This window comes from Flammeovirga agarivorans (genome assembly GCF_012641475.1).
In the GTDB taxonomy this organism is placed as follows: Bacteria; Bacteroidota; Bacteroidia; order Cytophagales; family Flammeovirgaceae; genus Flammeovirga; species Flammeovirga agarivorans.
Map to the genome: position 1 here is coordinate 421,530 of NZ_JABAIL010000005.1, position 22,855 is coordinate 444,384.

General features: G+C 30.5%; 19 protein-coding genes and 1 tRNA gene. 14 read left to right on the forward strand and 6 right to left on the reverse strand.

Features of this window, described 5'->3' with window-relative positions:
* Positions 1–315 precede the first annotated feature (315 nt).
* The 7 genes from HGP29_RS17860 (at position 316) to HGP29_RS17890 (ending at position 7,706) form a co-directional block, all read left to right on the forward strand.
* Positions 316–1,617: a flippase gene (locus HGP29_RS17860; protein WP_168883792.1), complete on the forward strand. Its 1,302-nt coding sequence runs from the start codon at positions 316–318 to the stop codon at positions 1,615–1,617.
* Positions 1,598–2,638 (forward strand): nitroreductase family protein, encoded by a 1,041-nt coding sequence (locus HGP29_RS17865; RefSeq protein WP_168883793.1) that lies wholly within the window; start codon positions 1,598–1,600, stop codon positions 2,636–2,638. Before HGP29_RS17860 ends, HGP29_RS17865 begins: the two co-directional genes overlap by 20 nt.
* Positions 2,639–3,757, forward strand: a complete 1,119-nt coding sequence (locus tag HGP29_RS17870) for a polysaccharide pyruvyl transferase family protein (protein WP_168883794.1) — start codon at positions 2,639–2,641, stop codon at positions 3,755–3,757.
* A gap of 10 nt (positions 3,758–3,767) precedes the next feature.
* Complete coding sequence (locus tag HGP29_RS17875; RefSeq protein WP_168883795.1) at positions 3,768–4,949, forward strand: glycosyltransferase family 4 protein; 1,182 nt, start codon at positions 3,768–3,770, stop codon at positions 4,947–4,949.
* 1 nt (position 4,950) lies between these two features.
* A complete protein-coding gene (locus tag HGP29_RS17880) occupies positions 4,951–5,748 on the forward strand; it encodes a glycosyltransferase family 2 protein (protein ID WP_168883796.1) in 798 nt (265 codons plus the stop codon).
* Positions 5,749–6,148: 400 nt separating this feature from the next.
* Entirely contained in the window at positions 6,149–6,928 is a 780-nt protein-coding gene (locus HGP29_RS17885) for an O-antigen ligase family protein (protein WP_211093325.1), read from the forward strand.
* A complete protein-coding gene (locus HGP29_RS17890; RefSeq protein ID WP_168883798.1) occupies positions 6,918–7,706 on the forward strand; it encodes a glycosyltransferase in 789 nt (262 codons plus the stop codon). Before HGP29_RS17885 ends, HGP29_RS17890 begins: the two co-directional genes overlap by 11 nt.
* On the opposite strand, the gene HGP29_RS29085 is transcribed toward HGP29_RS17890, so the two are convergent.
* The 5 genes from HGP29_RS29085 to atpD form a co-directional block, all read right to left on the reverse strand.
* On the reverse strand, positions 7,681–8,904 hold the full coding sequence (locus tag HGP29_RS29085; RefSeq protein ID WP_317169949.1) for an O-antigen ligase family protein: 1,224 nt from the start codon (positions 8,902–8,904) through the stop codon (positions 7,681–7,683). The two genes, HGP29_RS17890 and HGP29_RS29085, sit on opposite strands and share 26 nt — an antisense overlap.
* Positions 8,882–10,018: a glycosyltransferase gene (locus HGP29_RS17900; RefSeq protein ID WP_168883800.1), complete on the reverse strand. Its 1,137-nt coding sequence runs from the start codon at positions 10,016–10,018 to the stop codon at positions 8,882–8,884. Before HGP29_RS17900 ends, HGP29_RS29085 begins: the two co-directional genes overlap by 23 nt.
* Positions 10,018–11,382 (reverse strand): sugar transferase, encoded by a 1,365-nt coding sequence (locus HGP29_RS17905; RefSeq protein WP_168883801.1) that lies wholly within the window; start codon positions 11,380–11,382, stop codon positions 10,018–10,020. Before HGP29_RS17905 ends, HGP29_RS17900 begins: the two co-directional genes overlap by 1 nt.
* Positions 11,383–11,556: 174 nt before the next feature.
* Positions 11,557–11,802 carry a F0F1 ATP synthase subunit epsilon gene (locus tag HGP29_RS17910; protein WP_168883802.1) on the reverse strand — a complete coding sequence of 82 codons (246 nt, stop codon included), beginning with the start codon at positions 11,800–11,802 and terminating at the stop codon, positions 11,557–11,559.
* A gap of 212 nt (positions 11,803–12,014) precedes the next feature.
* Positions 12,015–13,529 (reverse strand): F0F1 ATP synthase subunit beta, encoded by a 1,515-nt coding sequence (gene atpD, locus HGP29_RS17915; RefSeq protein ID WP_168883803.1) that lies wholly within the window; start codon positions 13,527–13,529, stop codon positions 12,015–12,017.
* 448 nt (positions 13,530–13,977) lie between these two features.
* Here atpD and HGP29_RS17920 point away from each other — a divergent pair, with 448 nt between their 5' ends.
* From HGP29_RS17920 to HGP29_RS17940, 5 genes are all read left to right on the forward strand, one after another.
* Complete coding sequence (locus HGP29_RS17920) at positions 13,978–14,658, forward strand: hypothetical protein (RefSeq protein ID WP_168883804.1); 681 nt, start codon at positions 13,978–13,980, stop codon at positions 14,656–14,658.
* A gap of 253 nt (positions 14,659–14,911) precedes the next feature.
* On the forward strand, positions 14,912–15,508 hold the full coding sequence (locus HGP29_RS17925; RefSeq protein ID WP_168883984.1) for a carboxypeptidase-like regulatory domain-containing protein: 597 nt from the start codon (positions 14,912–14,914) through the stop codon (positions 15,506–15,508).
* Between the two features lie 406 nt (positions 15,509–15,914).
* Positions 15,915–16,940 (forward strand): rod shape-determining protein, encoded by a 1,026-nt coding sequence (locus tag HGP29_RS17930; protein ID WP_168883805.1) that lies wholly within the window; start codon positions 15,915–15,917, stop codon positions 16,938–16,940.
* A gap of 222 nt (positions 16,941–17,162) precedes the next feature.
* A complete protein-coding gene (gene mreC, locus HGP29_RS17935) occupies positions 17,163–18,023 on the forward strand; it encodes a rod shape-determining protein MreC (RefSeq protein ID WP_168883806.1) in 861 nt (286 codons plus the stop codon).
* A 7-nt stretch (positions 18,024–18,030) separates the two neighbouring features.
* Positions 18,031–18,561: a Rod shape-determining protein MreD gene (locus HGP29_RS17940; protein WP_168883807.1), complete on the forward strand. Its 531-nt coding sequence runs from the start codon at positions 18,031–18,033 to the stop codon at positions 18,559–18,561.
* A 63-nt stretch (positions 18,562–18,624) separates the two neighbouring features.
* Here HGP29_RS17940 and mnmA read toward each other — a convergent pair whose 3' ends face one another.
* A complete protein-coding gene (gene mnmA / locus HGP29_RS17945) occupies positions 18,625–19,830 on the reverse strand; it encodes a tRNA 2-thiouridine(34) synthase MnmA (protein ID WP_168883808.1) in 1,206 nt (401 codons plus the stop codon).
* A gap of 287 nt (positions 19,831–20,117) precedes the next feature.
* On the opposite strand from mnmA, the gene HGP29_RS17950 reads away from it, so the two are divergent.
* Together HGP29_RS17950 and HGP29_RS17955 are read left to right on the forward strand one after the other, a co-directional pair.
* Positions 20,118–20,202, forward strand: a tRNA-Leu gene (locus tag HGP29_RS17950).
* Positions 20,203–20,420: 218 nt separating this feature from the next.
* Positions 20,421–22,808, forward strand: coding sequence for a GAF domain-containing protein (locus tag HGP29_RS17955; protein WP_168883809.1), 2,388 nt, complete (start codon positions 20,421–20,423; stop codon positions 22,806–22,808).
* Positions 22,809–22,855: the final 47 nt, after the last annotated feature.

Below are 22,855 nucleotides of genomic sequence, written 5' to 3' on the forward strand. Positions count from 1 at the left end.
TGATGATTTAGTCCTTTATAATATACTAAAGTTATATTATAAAGGACTAATAAGTATTTGGTCAGATTAAGTAAAACTTTAAGTTTATTAATTAGTAAGATACCTGTTTATGTTTTAATTGGTTTGACCAGTACTATCATAAGAATATAAAATGACTAGTAAAATCTATTAAAAGTAGAGGGGTTTGAAGGTAAATCAATTTGATTAATTCGAGAGACTTTAGAATTGTAGCTTATAGGTTGATTGATAAGTTTAGTCAATTATTATAACAGTTAAATATAAAAGGCATACTTCAGAAGAGGTTATTAACAAACAATGAATAAATATCTAGTTCTTATATTTCATTTATTATCAGGAAGGATTTTAAAATTATCTGCTAATTTCTTTATTGGTATTGCAATTGCAAGGTCATTAGGTCCTGAATTCTTTGGAGAGTATTCATATTTACTAACATTTTCTACAGTAGTTTTACCTATTATTGATTTCGGCCTAAATGGGGTATTGCAAAAAAAGATAACAGAAGAAGAAAATATATTATTACAATATGAACTTATTAAATATGCCTCAATAGTAAAATCTATTGTTGGTGTAATTTTATTTTGTTTTTTTATAGTATTAGGATATTTAACTCTTATTGATAAAGAGTTTTATTGGGGGTATTTCTTTATATTATTAACTTTTTTATTTAGATCTGATACTGTTGCCCAGATTTATTTAACTTCTTATCATAAAGGAAAAGAGTTATCGATTATTCAGGTTACATCATTTTTAATAAGCTTAGTTCTAAAACTAGTTGGGGTATATAAAAGTCTTTCTGTTAATTATTTCTGTTTTGCTTTTTTATCTGAATATATCTTACTTTTTATTATTTCTTGGATAGTAATTAATAAATACTTAAAAGTTGGAAATATTATTAAGGTAAAGCTTGATATAAGTAAATATTTACCAATAATTAAGCTAAGTTTTCCTTTAATTCTATCCTCTTTTGCAGGGATGATTAATTTAAAAATTGATGTATTTCTAATTGACTATTTCTTAACGGCCAAAGATGTGGGAGTGTATAGTGTGGCAACTAGATTTTCTGAAGTTTGGTATGTAATCCCAAGTACACTATCACTAGCGCTATATGAACTAATTGCAAAATTAAAGAACAAAGGTCAGTTACAAGTTTTTTATGATGTATTTACTCTTCTTTCTTTATTACCAATTATCATAGTCCTGTTGACTAGTAAAATTTTTATTACATTTTTATTTGGAGACCCATATGTAGAAGCAGCCAATATTTTAAATGTCCATATTATATCTTTATTGTTTATTTTTTGGGGAGCGATCTTGAGTAGAGAAATTATAATCCTTGAAAAAACAAAATTTTCTTTGATACGCCATTTATTTGGAGCTGTAATAAATATAGTCCTTAATATTATCTTGATTCCGAGGTATGGGTTATTAATGACTGCATATTCGACTTTAGTTTCATATTTTTGTTCGAATGTCTTGATTTGTTTTTTTTATAAGTCATTTAGAAGTTCGGCATTCATGATGTTAAAATCATTTTTCTTTGGAATAAGAATGAAAAAAAATATTAAAGTAATTCTTTATGAAAAAAATAATAATTAATTCGATAAAAAAAATTATTACAGATATAGATAATCTGTTGATTACATTTTCTAGGAAATTTAAATTTACTTCAGCTCTTTATTATTTCTTGTTTTCAAGGTCATTTTATAGAGAATGCCAGGCTGTTTTAGAGGGGCGTTACAAATATTTGAAAAATAATAAACTTTCAAATTCTGAGGCTTTACTAAGAAGAAATATACATAGAATAGAAAAAGGGTTGATAATGAAACCACGCAGAAAGGTTTTTGCACTAGATTATATAGAGGAAACTGTGAATGCATTCATTCAATTTAGCAGTAATTCTGAAATAAAAGGGACACCTTCTTATATATGGTTCAAAAATGTTTTAGAATCTTATTTTGATGCTGTTGATTTAAATAACGAAAAATTATCAAAACAATTTAAATTATTTCAACAACTTAATTTAAGTAGTGATCATGGAAATAAAAGGGTCCCTTTTAGAAGAAGTGAACGGTTAATTAATACTATTTCATATGATCAATTAAAAAAACTGTCGTTGCAACGAAGATCAGTAAGGTGGTATACTAATGATAAGGTTCCTCATAAATTGATTGAAAACGCTGTTGATATAGCTAAACTATCACCAAGTGCTTGTAATAGACAACCTTTTTATTTTAGAGTTATTGATGATGAAGCATTATTAAAAAAAGTTTCAGGTATTCCTGGTGGAACTGCTGGTTTTGCACACAACTTTCAAATGATAATTGTTGTAATTGGTAACCTTGAAAATTATACATTCGAACGTGATAGACATCTTATTTATATAGATTCTTCATTAGCTATTATGTCATTTTTGTATGGTCTAGAAGTTCAGGGGTTAAGTTCATGTGTTATTAATTGGCCAGATGTTCCTCATTTAGAAAATAAAATGAATAGTGTGTTGGACTTAGAAAACTACGAAAGACCTATTGCATTAATTTCAGTAGGCTATGCATCAGAAAATGACTTAATACCATATTCTGAAAAGAAAACTATTAATGAACTTATAAAATATAATTAGATGAAAATTTTAATTGTTGGAGGAAACTTTAATAATAAAGGTGCTGAATTAATGTTAAATACTTTAGTTTCAAAACTCAATGAACTTTTTATTGAGGCTAATGTATATTTAAGTTCATTAGTTGGAACTAAAACTCAAAGAGAGACATTAAATGTTTTAGAATTAAAAGGCCCTTTATTACATGTAGGAGATGGTGATAAAAAGTTTTATTTTAATTGGTTCTTAAACTATTTACCATGGTATAAAGGTGAAGGTAGTTTATGGGATATGGATGTAATTATAGATATCTCAGGATATGCTTATTCAAGTAAATGGGGTAATAGCCCAGTTACAAATGTTGATTTTATTTTAAAACACAAATCAAAAAAAACAAAATTTATATTCTTGCCTCAAGCTTTTGGTCCGTTTGATAATGATTTTATTATCAATAAAATGCGTAGTGTAATAGAAAGGTCAGACCTTATTTTTGCCCGAGATAAAATATCCTACGAAAATCTGAAAAATATAAATAATAAGAATAATATTGAATTATTTCCTGATATAACATTAAGTTATAAATCGAAAACATCATCTTTTGAAGAATCTAAAGAAGTGTTAATTGTTCCTAACAAGAGAATGTTAGATAAGTCTGACAATTGGAGTTCTAATTATATTTCTTTGTTGAATATAATTATTGATAGGCTAAATATAGCTAATGAAAAGGTTTCAATTTTAATTCATGATGGAGAACAAGGAGAGGATAAGGAATTAGTTAATTCACTAAAAGGTGATTTTAATGTACTATTAGAAGAAGATCCAATAAAGCTAAAACAAAAATTAAGTAAAGCTAAGTTTGTAATAGGATCTAGATTTCATGCTTTAGCTTCTTCTTTGTCGAATTCAGTGCCATGTATTGCTTTGGGGTGGTCTCATAAATATGAAGAATTGTTTGAGTTATATGACCTTACTGATTTCGCTTTTCTTGAATTAGATAAACTATCAATTTTAAATAAGATAGATATTTTATTAGATAGAAATCTAAATTCAGATCTTCGAAAAAAGATAACTCAACAACAAGAAAATATATCAGACCAAAATAAATTAATGTGGGAAATTATTGAAAACTACATTAAAAAATAACAAAATTTGAATGAGAAATCAATATCAAATTAAAGCTTTGTTTATTACTCATAATTCAGAGTTTTATGGAGCCAATAAATCCATGTTACAATTAATAATTGAATTAAGGGATAATTATAATATTAATCCAATTGTAATCTTACCTAAAGGAGGTTCTCAGTCTTTAACAAAAGAGCTAATTAAACATGATATTTATTTTTTGGTTGAAAATTTCTTGTTATGGATTTATGAAGACTATAATCCCTTAAAAGAATTTGTAAAGAATAGTCTAAATAAAATTTATTTTTATCAGATTTATAAAACTATTAAAGATTTAGAGATTGATCTTATACATACGAACACAAGTGTTACAAATTTAGGTGGATTTTTAAGTAGTAAGTTAAAAATACCACATATTTGGCATATACGAGAATTTGGAAAAGAAGATTATAATATTCAGTTTTCTTGTGGGTTTGATAAAGCAAGTAAATTCATGAATGATCATGCAAATAAGATCATTTGTATATCTAAAGCACTGTCAAAAAAGTATTTAAACTCATCAATTAACCCAAATAAAATTAAAGTTATTTATAATGGTCTATTAGTACCAGATTTAAATACAATAAGTATTGAAAAGTTTAAGGACTTATCAATAATTAATATTTGTTTAATAGGTTATCTTTCGTCTGAAAAAGGACAAATTGATTTGATTAAAGCTATAAATCAATTAATAAAGGATGATGATACATTAAAAAATAAATTAAAGGTCCATTTTCTTGGAGAAGGCAAAGAAAACTATATTCGAGAATTAAGAGAACTTATTAAAAATAATGGTCTAGAAGAAATATTTAAGTTTCATGGTTTTGTTGAAAATGTAAATTTATTTTTAAGTCGAATGCACATTGGTGTTGTGACTTCTAAAGCCGAAGCTTTTGGTAGAGTTACTATTGAGTATATGTTAAATAGATTAATAGTTATTGCTAGTGATAGTGGAGCTAATAAAGAAATTATTAGAAATGGAGAAAATGGTTTTATCTATCAAAATCAAAATATTTTAGATTTAGTAGATATATTAAAAAAGGTCTTGAAATTTGATGGAGACCATTTTATTTCTACTACGGATAAATCATCTAAGTTTGCAAAAGATAATTTTTCTTCGGAAAAAAACTCAACATTAATTTACCAAATTTATAAAGAAGTTCTTTCAGAATAAAATGAAAATATCCTTTATTACATCTACTTATAATGCTGAAAAATATTTAGAAGAAACTATTTTAAGTATTATTAATCAAAAATATAAAAACTTTGAATATGTCATAATAGACGGAGGATCACAAGATAGAACAATTGAAATTATCAAAAAATATTCATCAAATTTATCTTATTGGTCGTCTGAAAAAGACAACGGAATTTATGATGCATGGAATAAAGCTCTAGAAGTAGTGACAGGTGATTGGATTGTATTTATAGGTGCAGATGACTTTATTGACAGTCCAAGTATTTTGCAAAACTTATTACCTTTTTTAGATAATGCTGAAAAAAATAATATCCCTTTTGTTTACAATAAAATAAAATACATTAATGAGAATAAGCAACTAATTGAAGTTGCTGGAGATTCATGGGAATTATCGAAAAAGCGATTATCAAAAATTATGAGTGTTCCTCACTGTGGTGCTTTTCATCATATTTCTTTATTTAAGAAATATGGTAAATTTGATTCTTCATTTAAAATATCAGGAGACTATGATTTTCTTTTGAGAAGTTTAAGACATGAAGAAGCTATTTTTACTGATATGGTTTTTGTAGATATGAGAGAAGGAGGAGTAAGTAGTAATTTAAAGGGAAAGCTAAAAGGAATAGAAGAGTGTAAGATAGCTTTAAGAAAAAATAATTACCCGATCTCAAAAGAAATATCAAAATGGGAATTTAGAATTAAAATGTCAATTCTAATAAAAAAAATTCTTGGTGAAAAGATTTTATCTTTTGTAACAAAGTTCTATAGAGGATTATAATATGATTAAACAAACTTTACATATTTCAAAATTTTCTTTTCTATCCATTTTAGTAATAATATTTTATATTTTACTGAATTTTCAAAATATTACACCATTTGGCTGGGCACGATTCGAGGCTCCTAGTACTATTAAGTTATATCACTTGATATCATTATTATTATTTACTATTATTCTGTTTCTTAAGAAGTTTAAAATAGTTTATAAAGTAAAAACAGATTTTATTTTTATTTTTTATGTTATACTATCAAGTATATTTACTTATTCATTATTTATAGGTTGGAACAAACTGATAATTAATTATGTCTATTGTTTATTTATTATAGCTATTTCTTACAATTTAGTGACATTATTAACTTATCAAAAATTACTATCATTGTTGAAATCAGCAATGTTTTTAATGACAATTATTATTATTATTAAAAATATTGTTTATGTTAATGAGTTTATTGAATCTTTCAAACAAAAAATGCCTCATCCGTATTTAGTTCCGTATTTTTATGGAGGAGGATCGAATTTAGAAGCTAGTTGGTACTCAATGAATGTTGCATTTTTTTCAAGTAGTAATTGGAAAAAGTTTTACTCATATTTTTTTATTGCATTATTTCTGAGTTTTTTATATTCAACAAGAGCAGCTATTGTTATCCTATTTGTTATTCTATTTTTTAGGATTTTTACTTCAAACTCATCTTCTATTGAAAAGTTTTTATTTACTAACTTGTCAATTTTTAGTATATCTATTGGTTTACCTTATTTATTAAGTAAAACCAATATAATTCAAAGATTCAGTGATATTGGACATGACCCAGGGAGTTTAGGGAGGTTTAAATTATGGGGTAATGCTTTTAATGTTTTTCAGTCAAGTAATGGTTTAGGATTAGGAGCAGGTAATGCAATCTTTGGTGTAGAAAGTTACATTAATGAAAACCTTCCAGAAGATAATTTACATAATATTTATTTGCAATTTATTGTTGATTTTGGTTTAGTTGGAATTTTATTATTCCTGATTTTTATTTTTTTTATAATCTTCAAAGCATTTAAAAATAATAAAATTAATGACCCACTTTTCATCTTTTCATGTACATATTTAATTGGTGGAATGATTCAATTTCGTGGTCCAGATACTCTTTTTTGGTTTATAGTAAGTATTTTTATTTCTACAAAAACATATGATAAATAAATCTTGTATATTAATCCCAGTTTATAATAGTCTTGAATCATTAAAGAAAACACTACTATCAATTGAAAATACTGAGAATATAGATCTCGTATTAGTTGATGATGGTTCAAATGTACCTCTTGATCTTAATGCCATAGAAAAATATTATAGAGCAAAGGGGACAATTAATATAATTAGAATAAGTAAAAATGTAGGAATAGAAAGAGCCTTGAATGAAGGTTTGAAGTTTATTTTTTCTAAAGATTATACCTTTATAGCAAGATTAGATTGTGGAGACCTTGTCGGAAAGGAGAGATTTACAATTCAAGAAAAGTTTTTATTAGAAAATCCTGATGTTTCAATTGTAGGTAGCGATGTTAAAGCTATTGATGAAAATGGGAATTTTTTATTTGACATAAAAATACCTAAAAATCATGATTTGATAATGAAAAAAATGCATTTTAATTGTGCATTAATTCACCCCAGCGTCATGATTAGGTTGGTTCTTTTACAAGGTGAAGGTTATTCATTAGATTATCCTGCTGCAGAAGATTATGAATTATTTTTTAGATTATCACAATATGGTAAGTTAGCAAGTATAGATATGCCGTTAACAGTAATTGAAATTAATAATACAGGTATATCTGCAACGAAAAGAAAGGTTCAATTACAATCAAGAATTAAAGTAATAAAAAAGTTTGGTTATATTAGTTTTTTAAAACAATTAGGAATAATTCAAGCAAAAATCCTATTATTACTTCCACGTAATTTTATTAATTTTCTAAAGAAGTATCGTTAATTTTTTTCATGGATAAGATAATTCCAAATCCCCAAAAAAAGCAACCAATTTGATGTTCAAAAATATTTTCAACAATAAATTCTAAAGAGAAAAATAAATTAATACTAAGTAGTAATAAGTTTTTTTCTTTAATTGATATATAAATGAGATATGAAATTAAACTTAAAAAACTAATTAGACATGGTATTCCTGCTGCAAGTAATGATTCTAAATATTGGTTATGAGAGTTATATTGAAAGTCATCATATGCAGTAGTATTATATCCTTTATAACATTCTTCAAGTGAAGATTGTTTATTAATATTTCCAACTCCATAAAGAGGATTATTTTTAATTATTTTTGCTGCACAATACCAAATTCCTATTCTCATATTGGTAGAGTTAATATTTAAATGCCAATCACCTTGTGGAGGAGACCAAGTTTTTACCTCTGTTAAATGATTAAACCGTGCTTTGATATTTGGTAATGAAAAAATTAGTATTAATAATGAGAACAGGCTTAATAAAATGACAGATATGAATTTCTTAAATGAATATATATGGAGAATGAGTAGGGGTAAAGTTATAAATAAAGAAATAATTGCCATTTTCGAAGCAATTAATAATAGCAGTATTAATGGCAAGAATGAAGATAAAATATAAAGTTTACTTTGTGTTAAAGATAGATTAACAGAGAAAAATATTGATAAACACAGACCTATTGAGATATAAATTTGATGCTGTTTAAGTAAATTTGTGATATCACTAATAAATCTATGAACCATATCCCATTCTGACATTGAAAAGTATGAAAGAATAGGTAACTTATAGAAACAGTATAAACATATAAAATTTAAAAAGATAATAAAGATAATAATGAATACATCCTTAGTTTTTTTCTGTTGAAAGTAAGCAAAAATTAATATTAATATTATTAAACCCCTAGTTTCCCATGTCGAAATAAAACTAGAAAAGGCTTTACTGAAATCACTAATAAAAAAAGAACTTATAGTAAATAATAAATTATATATAGAAGTTAATATTATTAAGATTGATATTCTTTTGTCATAAATGATATTCGATTTAAAAAAGAAAAAACTTAGTATTAAACTTGAAATTAGTATTATACTTCGAATGTTTGGTGTTGGGATTAAAATAAATGTTGCATTTAATAGAAAAAATAAATTTAACTTATAGTTATTTAGAAAAGCTCTGATCATATATATATTCAAGTTTATCGATATTTTTATCAAGGTTAAATTTATTGTCGAAAAAAGCTAATGAGTTACTTTTAAATTCCTCATAAATTTTATTATTGTTTAGCAGCTTATTTATTTTAGTAACGAACTCTTCATTATCATTGACTAAAAAACCAGTTTTATTATTAATAACACAATCATTATTACCCATAACATCTGTTGCAATAATAGGGATAGATAATCTTAAAGCTTCTAACAATGAATATGGTAATCCTTCATATCTAGATGTTGAAATATAAATAAAACTATTTTTTAAAAGGTAATTGATATTTTTTCTATCCATCCATTTTATCAATTTTATTTTTTTAGATAATTGATTTTCTAAAATAAAATTATTGACTCTGTCAGCATCAGGTGAGTGATGACCAACACCAATAAGTAGTAACTTTATTGATTTATTAGGGTTTTCAAGAATTATTTCTTTTATGATTTGAACTAATTTTATTGTATTTTTTTGAAAGCTTGGACGACCAACTGAGGTAATAATGATATCTTTATCAATGTGAATATCATCTATTAAGACTTCTTGTATATCGTTGTTTGTTATGGGTGCTAAAGAATTAGACCAAATTTTAACTTTGCTTTCTTTAGCATTCAATATGTTTATTGCTAAGCTTCCCTCAGATGATGAACAAGCCAATGTAGTTGCAGGAAAGTAGGTGAAAAACTTTTCTAGTAAAATAAAAAACTTTTTCTTAAGTCTAGATTGAGAACTTAAAAATGAATATGCATGTGGAGTGTAAAATGTCTTAATATTGAACAAAACACCAATTATTCTTCCTAGGATACCACTTTTTGCACTATGACAGTGAATTATATCTGGTTTTAATTTAAGTACAAGCTTGAGTAGTTGAAAAAGAGTGATAAGATCAATTATTGGCTTTATTTCTCTTTCAATATTAATTGTGTATTGTAATATTTCTTGTCCTTTCGAATTATAAATTTTTTTCTTTGAAGAAGTTCCATTAATTATTAAAAATTCAAACTTGTCACTATCAGCAGAATTGATAATAGTTGATATATAAGTTTCAATTCCTCCAGCAATATTTGCAATATGTAATATTCTCTTTTTCATTATTTTCCTTTACCAAGAACCATTACCTCAACAGTTTTAAATATTAACCAAATATCTGTTGATAATGTAGCATTATCTAAATAAAGTAAATCATACCTCAAGCGTTGTATCATTTCGTCAACATTTTCAGCATAACCATATAGGACTTGTCCTATTGAAGTTATTCCAGGTTTAACGGTTTTTAGTTTATTATATTGAGGAGATCTTTCAACTATTTGGTCTATAAAAAACTGTCTTTCTGGACGTGGCCCAACAATGGCCATATCTCCTTTTAGAACATTAAAAAATTGAGGAATTTCATCTAATCTAGTTTTTCGCATGAATCTACCCCATGGAGTAATTCTTGGATCTTTATCACCTTTTGATAGTGCAGGCCCTTTTTCTTCAGCATCAATAAACATACTCCTAAATTTATAGATGTGAAATGGTTTTCCCCATTTACCAACTCTTTCTTGCTTATAAAGTATAGGTCCGTTTGAAGAGAATTTAGTAGCTAAAGCTGTAAATAAATAAACGGGTGCTCCAAAAATAATAACACATAATGAAAATATTATGTCAAATGACCTTTTGATAAAGACTTCTCCAAAATTGGATAAAGGTTTTACATCAACATCTAAAACTGGGATATAATCATGGTATTGTAAATGCAAACCTCTTGTAATGAAGCCTCTAAAGTCCATTACTAACTTAACATCAACATTTAATTCGTAAGCAATATCAACTAATTTATCTACATCAGAATGTAGAATGTATGGAAGACAAATGTAAATGACATCAATTTCATTTTTCAATATATAATCTTTGAAATTCTTCGAATTATGGGAAGAAGTATTCAGGTATCCATTGAAATTATAACCAAATTCTTTGTGATTTTTATAGAACTCATTAATTTCTTCTGATAATTTTCCTTGCCCTATAATTGCATATTTTTTAGAGTCAACACCTTTTCTCTCTCTAAGCCATCTAATAATAAATAGAACAAATGATTTAATAGTTATATTTAATCCACAAAATATAATATAACTTAGTAGTAATTGTTCTCTTGATTGGTTTTGTATCTTGAAGATAAGTAATAATGTAGAAAATATTGCTGCATGTAATAAACCAATGCTACAACCTTGAATGAAGGTTCTTAAAAAAGATCTTGTTAATCTGTTAGAGTTATAAGGTTTTAAATAAGTTGAAATCAATAAAAACCATGATAGATTGAAAAGTATAAACACATTATTATACCATTCATCTCCAATAAGAAACGCTTTATCAAATTTTAAATAATATGCAATTAAGAAGCTAATATTAATTAAAATCGTATCTAACCCTCTAAATATAATAGATCTAAAATTCTTGGTAGTCTTTCTCTGCATGGAACAATCGTTTAGTTATAGAAATACAAAAGTATTACTTTATTGCAGATTTATGACAAATATGAATCTACTTTTGTCATGAATATTTAGTTTTATTACCCATATAAAATAAAAAAGTCAAAAAATAGAAGTGAATAACTATTTTTTGACTTTTCAAAGTAAGAATGTTTGGATTTACCCAACAACCGCCTCAGCTAAAATAACCAATTTGTTGTCAAGCATTTCAACAGTACCACCATCGATAGTGAAAGAAGTTACTTCATTACCTTTAGCGATACGTACATCACCTTTAGCAAGGCTTGAGATGATGTTGGCGTGACGATCAAGCATTTCAAATTCACCGTTGATACCAGGAACTTTTACGCCTGTTGCCTCACCTTCAAAATATTTTTTATCTGGAGTAAGTAATTCAACAAACATGACTTAATTAATTTGTGATATGTAATAGTTGATTATAGATTTCAATAACCGGTATTACAAATCCATTTGAATTATTTGTATTTGGAGAAGTAGTATTGTTGGCAAATTATTTTTGCGTCTGACTCCTTACTCCTTATGTAAAAAAGAAGCGAGAACCCGAGCGTTGCCCAAGACTCTCGCCTTCTTTTAATATTGTTATCTTGAAGTAACTACTAAGCGTTTTTAGCAGCTTCAGCAAGCATTTTTTCACCTCTTTCTGCTGCTTCCTCAACAGTACCTACGAACATGAAGGCTGCTTCAGGAAGGTGATCCCACTTACCATCTAAGATTTCGTTGAAACCTCTGATAGTATCTTTAATGTCTACAATAAGACCTGGGATACCAGAGAATTGCTCTGCTACGTGGAAAGGTTGAGACAAGTAACGTTGTACACGACGTGCACGAGCTACTACCTGCTTATCCTCTTCAGAAAGTTCATCCATACCAAGGATCGCGATAATATCTTGAAGTTCCTTGTAACGTTGGATTGTTTCTTTTACACGTTGAGCTGTGTTGTAGTGCTCATCTCCTAAGATATCTGGACTTAGGATACGTGAAGATGACTCTAATGGATCTACACCAGGGAAGATACCTAATGAAGTAATCTTACGAGAAAGTACTGTTTGTGCATCCAAGTGGGCGAAAGTTGTCGCTGGAGCAGGGTCAGTAAGGTCATCGGCAGGTACATATACTGCTTGTACCGATGTAATTGATCCTCTCTTAGTCGATGTAATACGCTCTTGCATTGCACCCATTTCTGTAGCAAGCGTTGGTTGGTAACCTACGGCTGAAGGCATACGACCTAATAGGGCTGATACCTCTGAACCTGCTTGAGTGAAACGGAAGATGTTGTCAACGAAGAATAAGATATCACGTCCTTCACCTTGTCCTTCACCATCACGGAAGTACTCAGCAATTGTAAGACCTGATAAAGCTACACGAGCACGAGCACCTGGAGGTTCGTTCATCTGACCGAATACCAATGTAGCTTGTGAAGTAGCTAACTCATCTTTGTTTACTTTTGAAAGGTCCCATCCACCTTTCTCCATGTCCTCTTCGAATTCCTTACCGTATTTGATTACGCCAGATTCGATCATTTCACGAAGAAGGTCGTTACCCTCACGAGTACGCTCACCAACTCCTGCGAATACTGAGATACCTGAGTATACTTTCGCAATGTTGTTGATCAGCTCCATGATCAATACAGTTTTACCTACACCGGCACCACCGAAAAGACCAATTTTACCACCTTTAGTATAAGGCTCTAAAAGGTCAATTACTTTAATACCTGTGTAAAGAACTTCTGTTGAAGTTGCTAATTGATCAAAAGGAGGTGCTGAACGGTGAATAGGTAATGAAGTTTTGCCAGATGGCTGCTCCATACCGTCGATCGCTTCTCCAACTACGTTGAAAAGACGACCTCTCACTTCTTCACCTGTAGGCATTGCAATTGCAGCCCCTGTGTCGAGTACATCAGCGCCACGCTGAAGACCCTCTGTACCGTCCATCGCTACTGTACGAACGCGCTCTTCGCCAAGGTGTTGTTGAACTTCCAATACGATCTCTTGACCGTTGGATTTCTTCACCTTCAAAGCATTATAAATCGCTGGTAGCGTAGATCCTTCTGCTTCGAAGCTGACGTCAACTACTGGTCCAATGACTGAGGTAACCTTACCGATATTTGACATCTTGGAATTATATTATTATATCAATGAATTCAGACATAGCTGCTCCGAAGTTATAGAACTCCAAAGACTATTTTCAATGCAAAACTAAAATTCTAATATTTGTTTCCAAAGATAATTGACAAATTAAGCGTTGAATTTGTGTTTTAATTACAATTTTTACCTTATATCGGTTGAAATCCTGTGTTTTTTTATGAAAAATTATTCAGTAAATAAGGATTATAGTCATTAACTAAGGTTAATTTTTATTTTTTTAATTTAGAATCATGGGTAAGTTTTATTACTTTAAGAGAAATTTTTATTGAGGATGTGACAATAAGAGTTTTTTCATACATGCTTTTAGGCATGGTTTTTTATAGAACTTATACAACTAACCTCGTCAACACGTTAAAGGATAAAAGAATATTTGTCTTCTTAATAATAGTTTGACTTTCAACCTACTGTGTAAAGAATGAAATACAAATTAATCACGATATGCCTTTTCCTATGCTATGCATCCTTTGTGTCAGCAGGAAACGACCCTATGAAAAAGCCTAAGGTGTGGAAAATGCTCCAAGAATCACCAAACGATAATGCATTATGGGCGGCATATTTAGGCAAGTCCTGGATCTGTATGACAATCCACGAAAAAGAGAATATCGAAAAGTGGAGAGGAACGCTTAAAACAGGAACATCGAATTCAACCCCTTCAACAGGAGTGCATATAGCATTAACTCCAGAACTTCAAAAAGAAATTGATGAGCAAGTATTCTCAGAAACAGATGAATTCTGGGAAGGAGAGGCTCTGCAATCAGACGTTACACAACAAGAAACGGTTAAAGAGCAAGAAGCTTTAAAGGCACACTTTGTTGAAATGGAACAAAGAATGGTCATGGTACCCCCAGCAATTACTCGACTTTCAAGAAATTTAAGAGAGAACTTTGTTTTAATTGAAGATGAGTTCGCCATTGAATATGAAGCTTTAGGTTTATCCTATGAAAGCTATTGGGATATTTATCCAAATGGAAAATACTCACCAGAAAAGTGGGTGTACGAACACAATATGGAATTAAAAAAGTTGAAGAAAGTAGAATTTGAAAAAATCAAACATTCTATGTTAGCTTCAGTCGCTTCAACCAACGAGAGTAATTAATTCTTTTATATTAATAAAAAATTAAAATTATATAAGAAAAGCCTCAATACAACCTTTTTGATATTGAGGCTTTCATTATATTTGGAGTAAATCACTTAAACGCTGAATAATTCGACTATCATTTTCATGATTTTACTTTATGATAGATTAAGAATTATGTACCAAAAATTTTTATTAACACAGAATGACTGAACTTTATAAGACAAAGAGATATTTGAAGTGCTTGCTTTTCATCGTATTCATGATCTCATTCATGGTTTCTACAGAATCAAAAGCACAGGGAGAGCAAAACTCGATTCAATTTTCGGGTATTGTTGTAGAGGGAGATAGTTCTTTCGGTGTGCCAGGTGCCCACGTTTACATTAAACAAGCTGGTAAAGGTACAGTGACAAATCATGCTGGTTTCTTTACAATGCCTACACAGGTGGGTGATACAATTGTAGTTTCTGCTTTGGGTTTTGCAAAACAAGAAGTTGTGATTCCTCAAAGAGATGATTTAGGTTTTACGGTATTAATTGAGATGAGAGAGGAAGTAACAGAACTTCCATTACTTGAGGTCTTCCCATATCCTACAAAGGAAATTTTCGAAGAGGCATTCTTAGCTCTAGGTGAGCAAAAAGATCAAAGAATCGAGAATATGGAGAAAAACTTAAGCCAAGATAAGTTAACTATGATGTCTAATGCACTTCCTATGGGAGCGACGGGCAACTATAAATATTATATGAATTATAGGGCAGATCAAATTGCTACACAATATTTTATGGAGACAGCTAATCCATTACTAAATCCATTTGCATGGGGTGATTTGATCAAGTCAATTAAAAGAGGAGACTTTAAGAAGAAAGAGTAATTTTTTCTATAAGCAAACTAATTTCTCTTGACTCAATCTATTAATGGAATAAGGAACATAATTTGCGGTAGAATAAATAGGTTTATTCTACCAACTAGCAAAATATTGATATAAAGCATCAAAGAAATAATAGTTGCAATATATTAATATAGAAAAGGTAGTCGTTCTAGTAATTGAATTAGTATATTTCTTATGAAATAGAATTCAGTAACTGTATTAATTAAGAGTGACTCCACATATTCTTTTACGACTTGATGTCAAGTGTGCGTTTCAATAAAATAAATGAATAGAGTAAATTATTTTTATTCCTTTTTTTAGAAAGTTGAAAAGCAATTAATAACTCTTGAAATATTTTGACTGCAGTTTGAACCAATAATTTTTCGAATGAAAAAAGAGTAAAGTATTAATGGGCTTCTTTGATTTTTTTACTACCGACCTAGCTATAGACCTGGGTACTGCTAATACACTAATCCTTACAAAAGGAAAGATTGCCGTTGAAGAACCATCGATTATCGCTTTGGATCGTCAAACAGGAAAAGTCATTGCTTTAGGTGCTAAAGCGATGCAAATGCATGAGAAAACACATGAAAATATTAAAACTATTCGTCCATTAAAAGATGGGGTAATAGCAGATTTCCATGCGGCCGAACAGATGATCAGAGGACTGATAAAGATGTCTGATAACAAGCGGAGGTTTTTCATGCCATCACACCGAATGGTGATTTGTATTCCTTCTGGCATTACAGAAGTGGAGAAAAGAGCTGTTCGAGATTCAGCAGAGCATGCTGGAGCAAAAGAAGTGTATATGGTTCCAGAACCCATAGCAGCAGCGATTGGTATCGGCATAAATATCGAAGAACCTATGGGTAGCATGGTAGTAGATATCGGAGGTGGTACAACTGAGATTGCAGTAATCGCGATGTCAGGCATTGTCTGTGATCAATCTGTAAGAACAGCAGGTGATGTATTCAATAGAGATATTTTAGACTATATGCGTCGTCAACATAATTTATTGATTGGCGAACGATCTGCAGAAAAAATCAAGTTCGAAGTTGGTGCAGCTTTAGCAGAGCTGGATGATGCTCCAGAAGATTACGAAATTAGAGGTAGAGACTTATTAACAGGTATACCTAAAGTAATTAATGTTTCTTATGCAGAAGTGGCTTTCGCTTTGGATAAATCAATTTCAAAAATTGAAGAAGCAATTTTAAGAGCATTAGAAACAGCTCCTCCAGAGTTATCTGCAGATATTTATGACCGAGGTATTCATCTTACAGGAGGTGGTGCTCTTTTAAGAGGTTTAGACAAAAGGATTTCACTGAAGACAAAATTACCTGTTCATGTGCCGGATGATCCATTAAGAGCAGTAGTACTAGGTACTGGACATGTGCTGAAAGATTTAAATAGATATAAAGCTATTTTGATTACATAAATAGAAAAAACGCTTCTCGAAGTATCAGAGAGGCGTTTTTTCATTTAAGATGAAATAGAAAAGAATATTTTTTTGGATTGTGCACTACTTCTTAGTTTATCCACTTACTTCTTATCTTTAAATCATTAAATTTGTCAGTCGCTTCTACTAATTTTAGTGGTATACGATTTAACTCAAGTTTAAAATCCATTTTCTTGATCAATTGATCTTTAAAGTAACTCTATGAGTCAACTATTTGCTTTAATATTTAGGTATCGAGTTTTCCTAGTATTCTTACTGTTGGAAATAATCGCTACAGCTCTAATAGTCAACAATAATAGCTATCAGAGGTCGGTAGTTTTATCGTCGTCTAATACTGTTGTTGGAGGTATATATAACGCATCATCGAATATCGAACAGTACTTTTATTTGACAGATGTAAACGAAGACTTATTACATGAAAATGCAGAACTTCGTAAGCAATTAGAATTGATTCAGGTTCAAGGTGTAGATTCAGCCACTGTAATGAATAGAGACAAGGAAGATATTACTAATTTATTTTATGGAATGTCTGATACTGTGGCTTATGAATTTATTCCTGCTCGAGTGATCAACAACTCAATTTATAGATCAGGAAACTACATTACTTTAAATAAAGGTAGAGAAGACGGAATTGAAGAAGGAATGGGGATAATGACTCAAGATGGTATTGTAGGTCAAGTGAAAGCAGTATCAGATCATTTTGCGACTTGTTATTCATTACTTCATAGAGATATGGCAGTTTCTTCTGAATTAAAGAAAAATGGAGCTTTGTGTACAGTTAAATGGGATACTCAAGATCCTACATCAGCTACTGCAAATTATTTACCTCTTCATTTAGATATCAATGTTGGAGATACAATAACTACATCAGGTTTTAATACTGTTTATCCTGAAGGGGTGATGATTGGTATTGTGTCAGAGGCTCAGAAAACGCCATCAGAGCGATTTTGGTTGGTCACAATTGATGTTTCTGTAGATTTCTCTAAGATTCATCATGTATATGTGACAAAATCTCTATTCAGAACAGAAAAAGATTCATTAGAAACGATAGCGGAAGAATAATTGGATTATGGGAAGAGAAATATGGTTTAAACAGATAGGTATCTTTTTTATCTATTTGATGGCACAGGTGTTATTTTTTAGGAACCTAACTTTTTTTGATGGAAGCGTGATGATGTTTCCATATGTTACCTTTTTAATTCTTCTGCCTTTTGGTGCAAATAATATCACATTATTAACGATTGCTTTTGTGATGGGTTTTATTGTCGATATCTTTTATGATTCGATAGGAATTCATACTTCTGCATGTGTTTTTCTGGGGTTTGTAAGATATCAGATAATGAAACTCACAGCTCCTTCTGGAGGTTACGAATTGTCTGAGACTCCACTGATAGGTCAAATGGGATTTGGAACATTTGTAGTGTTTATTGCTCCACAGGTATTGGCTCATCACCTATTATTGTTTTGTATTGAAGCAGGAGCATGGGCATTTATTCCCAAAGCTCTGTTAAGAGGTGTTCTGAGTAGTATGGCTACTATTCTAGTCATCTTAGCAATTCAGTATTTATTTTATAGTGGATTCTCAAGAAGAAGGATATAAAAAAGAGGTCTTTAGCAAATATCAGTAATGCTAAAGACCTCTTGTCTTTTACAGGAAATACTACTAACTATTGATTACACCCGAACCAATTAGCTCGTCATCTGTATACCAAGTGATAAACTGTCCAGCAGAAATACCTGATTGTTTATTTTCAAATACACAGTATAAACCATCTTCCTTCATATAAAGAGTGACCTTTTCTAAAGGTTGACGATATCTTATTCTAGCCATGTATTCTCTTTGGTCACCAATCTCCATTTTAAGGTCTTCACGAACCCAATGGATTTCGTTTGGACTGACTTTTAACCCTTGACGGTTTAAGCCAGGATGTTGATCACCTTGTCCAGTATAGATAGTATTTGTTTCAGTATCTGTTGCAATCACAAATAATGGTAGTGGAGTACCACCTACACCTAAACCTTTACGTTGACCAATTGTATAATAATGTGCTCCTTGATGCTCTCCTACTTTCTTCCCATATGTTGGTTTATAAGAATAAGGGGCTGTTAGTAACTGTAATTTCTCAAGTTCAGTAGATGCATTTTCAATCGCATTTTCTCGATCTTGATAAATCGAATGATCTACAGAAACCTCTACAATATTTCCTTTTTTAGGAAGTAATTGCTGTTTTAAGAAATCCGGTAGTTTTACTTTACCAATAAAGCAAAGCCCTTGGGAGTCTTTTTTGTTTGCAGTGATTAAATCTTGTTCTGCAGCAATTTCTCTTACTTGAGGTTTTGTGAGTTCACCAATAGGGAATAATGCTTTAGACAGTTGCTCTTGACTTAACTGAGAAAGGAAATAACTTTGGTCTTTATTTCCATCGACTCCAGCAAGAAGACGGTAAACTTCTTTACCATTTTCATCAATGAAAGAATCTTTTCTACAGTAATGCCCCATAGCTACGTAATCAGCTCCTAAGCTCATAGCTATATCCATAAACACATCAAATTTTACTTCTCTATTACAAAGTACATCTGGATTGGGTGTACGACCTGCTTCATATTCAGAAAACATATAGTCTACAATACGCTCCTTGTATTGTTCACTAAGGTCTACACTTTGGAAAGGGATGTTTAGTTTGTTTGCTACCAGTAGTGCATCGTTACTATCGTCTATCCATGGACATTCGCCTTGAATCGTAACACTACCATCATGCCAGTTGATCATAAATAAACCAATGACATCGTAGCCTTGCTCTTTTAAAAGATGTGCAGCTACGCTTGAGTCTACTCCACCTGAGAGACCCACTACTACTCTTTTTGCCATAACTTTTTCTGCTTACAGGGAGTTAAGGTCCCTTTTCACAATAACAAATAAATTTTTTTCAGATTTTTCTGAAATTTTTTCAAAGATACGTAGAACTTTTTGATGTTGTACACATATTTTATAATCAATGACTTAACACTTCTGAATTACAGTTTATTGGATTTTTAATAGTGTGAAGAATGATTTCATTTACTTTTGTTTGGTAAGTTTTTTAGAAATATACTTGCGTGGTATCAAAAAATCCTACATCTTTGCATCGCTTTAAAACAATAAGGCACATCAAAAAAGCGGGTGTGGTGAAATTGGTAGACACGCTAGACTTAGGATCTAGTGCTTCACGGCGTGGGGGTTCGAGTCCCTCCACCCGCACCAAGAAAGGTTGATAGAAATATCAACCTTTTTTTTATGCTCTTTTTTTAATATTCAGGCTTGTTACATTGCAAACTGCCCACTTTGATCAATTATCCTTCCTTGTCATTAAAATACTTTACGATTTTCTACGTTCTTTTTTAGAACATGGTACTTGAATTGCACTAGATATTCATTAGTCACAATAGTGTATAATTTAAGCTTTCTTGCCTCAGATTATAATGACAGAAAAGACTTCAAATAATATAGAAAACTCAGGCCTTAGGATAAAAGATTTAAGTATACGTATTAAAGTATTACTAAATCTCTTATTGATTGCTGCTTTATCAAGTATTGCAGTAGGTATGTTGGGTTATTATTCAGCAAAGAAATCCTTAGAAGAGGCTGTTTTTGCACAATTGACATCTGTAAGAGAAGTAAAGAGGAGAACTCTTGAAAATTATATAGAGAATGCAAAAGAACATATTAGTGTATTGGCACAAAGTAGAATGGTTTCTGATGCCGTTTTAGAGTTTTCTTCTGCATATCAAATCATGGATTACTATTACTCTCCTGGTAAGATTGTAAAAATGAGGAGAGAGTTAAAGGAGTTTTACAGAACTACAGTTGATAGAAAGCTAAGTGATCATGAATCTTTCTCAAGGCAGTTGATCACTTCTGTTGATGAGAATTCGGATAAGATGGTTATTCTTCAGAATCTTTATCTGTCCAACAATAAAAATCCAATTGGTAAAAAGGATCTATTAAATAGAGCTAATGATAAAACAGCATATTCTGACATTCATGAAAGATACCACGCTTCTTTTAGAAGGTATCTTTTAGCAGATGGATTTTCAGATCTAATTTTAGTGAATGCACAATCAGGTGATGTGATCTATTCTGTGGCAAAAAATACAGATTTCGGTACAAACCTAATGGATGGTGTATTTAGACAGTCTGCTTTGGGACAAGCCTTTACTCTTGCTAGGAACTCAATAAGACAAAATATGGTGATCTTATCTGATTTTGTCTCTTATGAAGGTTCATATGGTGGTTTGCAATTATTCTTTGCAGCACCAGTATATGATAATGTGGATAATAGTTTAGAAAAAGTAGCCGTATTAATAGGTACTATGCCATTGTCAGAGATTAATAAAATTATGACTGATGACGGCGATTGGGTAGAAGAAGGTTTAGGTAGTACTGGTGAAACCTATTTAGTAGGTAAGGACCAGTTGATGAGAAGTGATGCTCGTTTATTTGTTGAAGAGTCAGATAAATTCAATCAAGAACTTTTAGATTTAAATATTCCTTCTGATGAAATCAATCAGATTAAATCATTAAGAACTACTGTACTTTCAAAAACTGTAAATACAGCACCTGTGATGGACGCCTTAAAAGGACACTCAGGTAACTTAATGGGAAAAAACTATCTAGGAAAAGAGGCTTTAAGTTCTTATTCTACATTAAAAATTAGAGAGCTTCCTTGGATTATTATTGCAGAGATTCAAGAAGGAGAAGCATTCGAATCGATTGAAAGACTAAAACTTAATGTTGCTTTGGCAACGATTGTGATATTTATTATTGGCTTTATTGTCTCTAATGCTTATTCAGCAAGTTTCACAAGACCTATTTTTAAATTACAGGAAGCGATTTCTAAGCTAGCAAAAGGTGATGTTTCTTCATCTATCCCTGTTACGTCAGGTGATGAAATTGGAGCTACTATTTTCCATATGAACAACCTTATTGATCGTACCAAACAAACTTCTGACTTTGCCAAAAATGTTGGTAAGGGCAACTTTGAGGTTGATTTTGATACCTATGGTAATCGAGATGTTCTCGGTAACTCATTAATTAAGATGAGGGACCGTTTAAAAGAGGTCTCAATAGAAGATCATAGAAGGCAGTGGGTAACAGAAGGTATTTCGAAATTTGCAGAAATTACGCGTAAATATTTAGACAATGTTGATGACCTTTACGAAGTGGTACTACGAGAATTGGTAGATTATTTAAGTGCCAACCAGGGAATGATGTTCTTGGTTGAAGAGGATAATCTTTCAAACCAGGTACTTGAACTTAAGGCTTGTTATGCATACGATAGAAAGAAATTTATGGATAAGAAAGTCAATTATGGTGAAGGCTTAGCCGGAAGATGTTGGCAAGAAAACGAATCATTATATATAGATGATATACCTCCAGGGTACTCTAAAGTAGTTACAGGCTTAGGGTTAGCTTCTCCAAAAAGTTTACTATTGGTTCCACTGAAGTTTAATGAAAAGGCTTTAGGAGTTATTGAACTGGCATCATTCAATACTTTTGAACCTTATATGATTGAGTTTGTAGAAAGAGTATCAGAAAGTATAGCTTCTGCTATTACTTCAGCAAAACATAATACAAGAACTTCGAAGCTATTATCTGACGCACAGAAGTTAACTCAAGAATTAAGGGTTAGAGAGGAGGAGATGCTTCAAAACACTGAAGAATTACAAGCTACTCAAGAAGAGATGGAACGTAGACAAATGGAGTTGGAGGAAGTTAGAAAAGCACTACAGAAAGAGATTGCTATGAAAGATGAACAGATCTTATACTATAAATCTCAAGTGGAAAGAAATGAAGATATAGAGAGCTAATTTTCTTATTATACATAAACAAAAAGAGCATAGAATCATGATTCTAT

Bases quoted from the DNA above. Each gene is read 5' to 3' on its own strand.
- HGP29_RS17900 (WP_168883800.1), bottom strand. From the start codon at position 10,018: ATGAAAAAGAGAATATTACATATTGCAAATATTGCTGGAGGAATTGAA.
- HGP29_RS17930 (WP_168883805.1), top strand. From the start codon at position 15,915: ATGGGCTTCTTTGATTTTTTTACTACCGACCTAGCTATAGACCTGGGT.
- HGP29_RS17940 (WP_168883807.1), top strand. From the start codon at position 18,031: ATGGGAAGAGAAATATGGTTTAAACAGATAGGTATCTTTTTTATCTAT.
- HGP29_RS29085 (WP_317169949.1), bottom strand. From the start codon at position 8,904: ATGATCAGAGCTTTTCTAAATAACTATAAGTTAAATTTATTTTTTCTA.
- HGP29_RS17920 (WP_168883804.1), top strand. From the start codon at position 13,978: ATGAAATACAAATTAATCACGATATGCCTTTTCCTATGCTATGCATCC.
- HGP29_RS17870 (WP_168883794.1), top strand. From the start codon at position 2,639: ATGAAAATTTTAATTGTTGGAGGAAACTTTAATAATAAAGGTGCTGAA.
- HGP29_RS17890 (WP_168883798.1), top strand. From the start codon at position 6,918: ATGATAAATAAATCTTGTATATTAATCCCAGTTTATAATAGTCTTGAA.
- HGP29_RS17875 (WP_168883795.1), top strand. From the start codon at position 3,768: ATGAGAAATCAATATCAAATTAAAGCTTTGTTTATTACTCATAATTCA.
- HGP29_RS17885 (WP_211093325.1), top strand. From the start codon at position 6,149: ATGACAATTATTATTATTATTAAAAATATTGTTTATGTTAATGAGTTT.
- HGP29_RS17860 (WP_168883792.1), top strand. From the start codon at position 316: ATGAATAAATATCTAGTTCTTATATTTCATTTATTATCAGGAAGGATT.
- HGP29_RS17955 (WP_168883809.1), top strand. From the start codon at position 20,421: ATGACAGAAAAGACTTCAAATAATATAGAAAACTCAGGCCTTAGGATA.
- mnmA (WP_168883808.1), bottom strand. From the start codon at position 19,830: ATGGCAAAAAGAGTAGTAGTGGGTCTCTCAGGTGGAGTAGACTCAAGC.
- HGP29_RS17905 (WP_168883801.1), bottom strand. From the start codon at position 11,382: ATGCAGAGAAAGACTACCAAGAATTTTAGATCTATTATATTTAGAGGG.
- atpD (WP_168883803.1), bottom strand. From the start codon at position 13,529: ATGTCAAATATCGGTAAGGTTACCTCAGTCATTGGACCAGTAGTTGAC.
- mreC (WP_168883806.1), top strand. From the start codon at position 17,163: ATGAGTCAACTATTTGCTTTAATATTTAGGTATCGAGTTTTCCTAGTA.
- HGP29_RS17925 (WP_168883984.1), top strand. From the start codon at position 14,912: ATGGTTTCTACAGAATCAAAAGCACAGGGAGAGCAAAACTCGATTCAA.
- HGP29_RS17880 (WP_168883796.1), top strand. From the start codon at position 4,951: ATGAAAATATCCTTTATTACATCTACTTATAATGCTGAAAAATATTTA.
- HGP29_RS17910 (WP_168883802.1), bottom strand. From the start codon at position 11,802: ATGTTTGTTGAATTACTTACTCCAGATAAAAAATATTTTGAAGGTGAG.
- HGP29_RS17865 (WP_168883793.1), top strand. From the start codon at position 1,598: ATGAAAAAAATAATAATTAATTCGATAAAAAAAATTATTACAGATATA.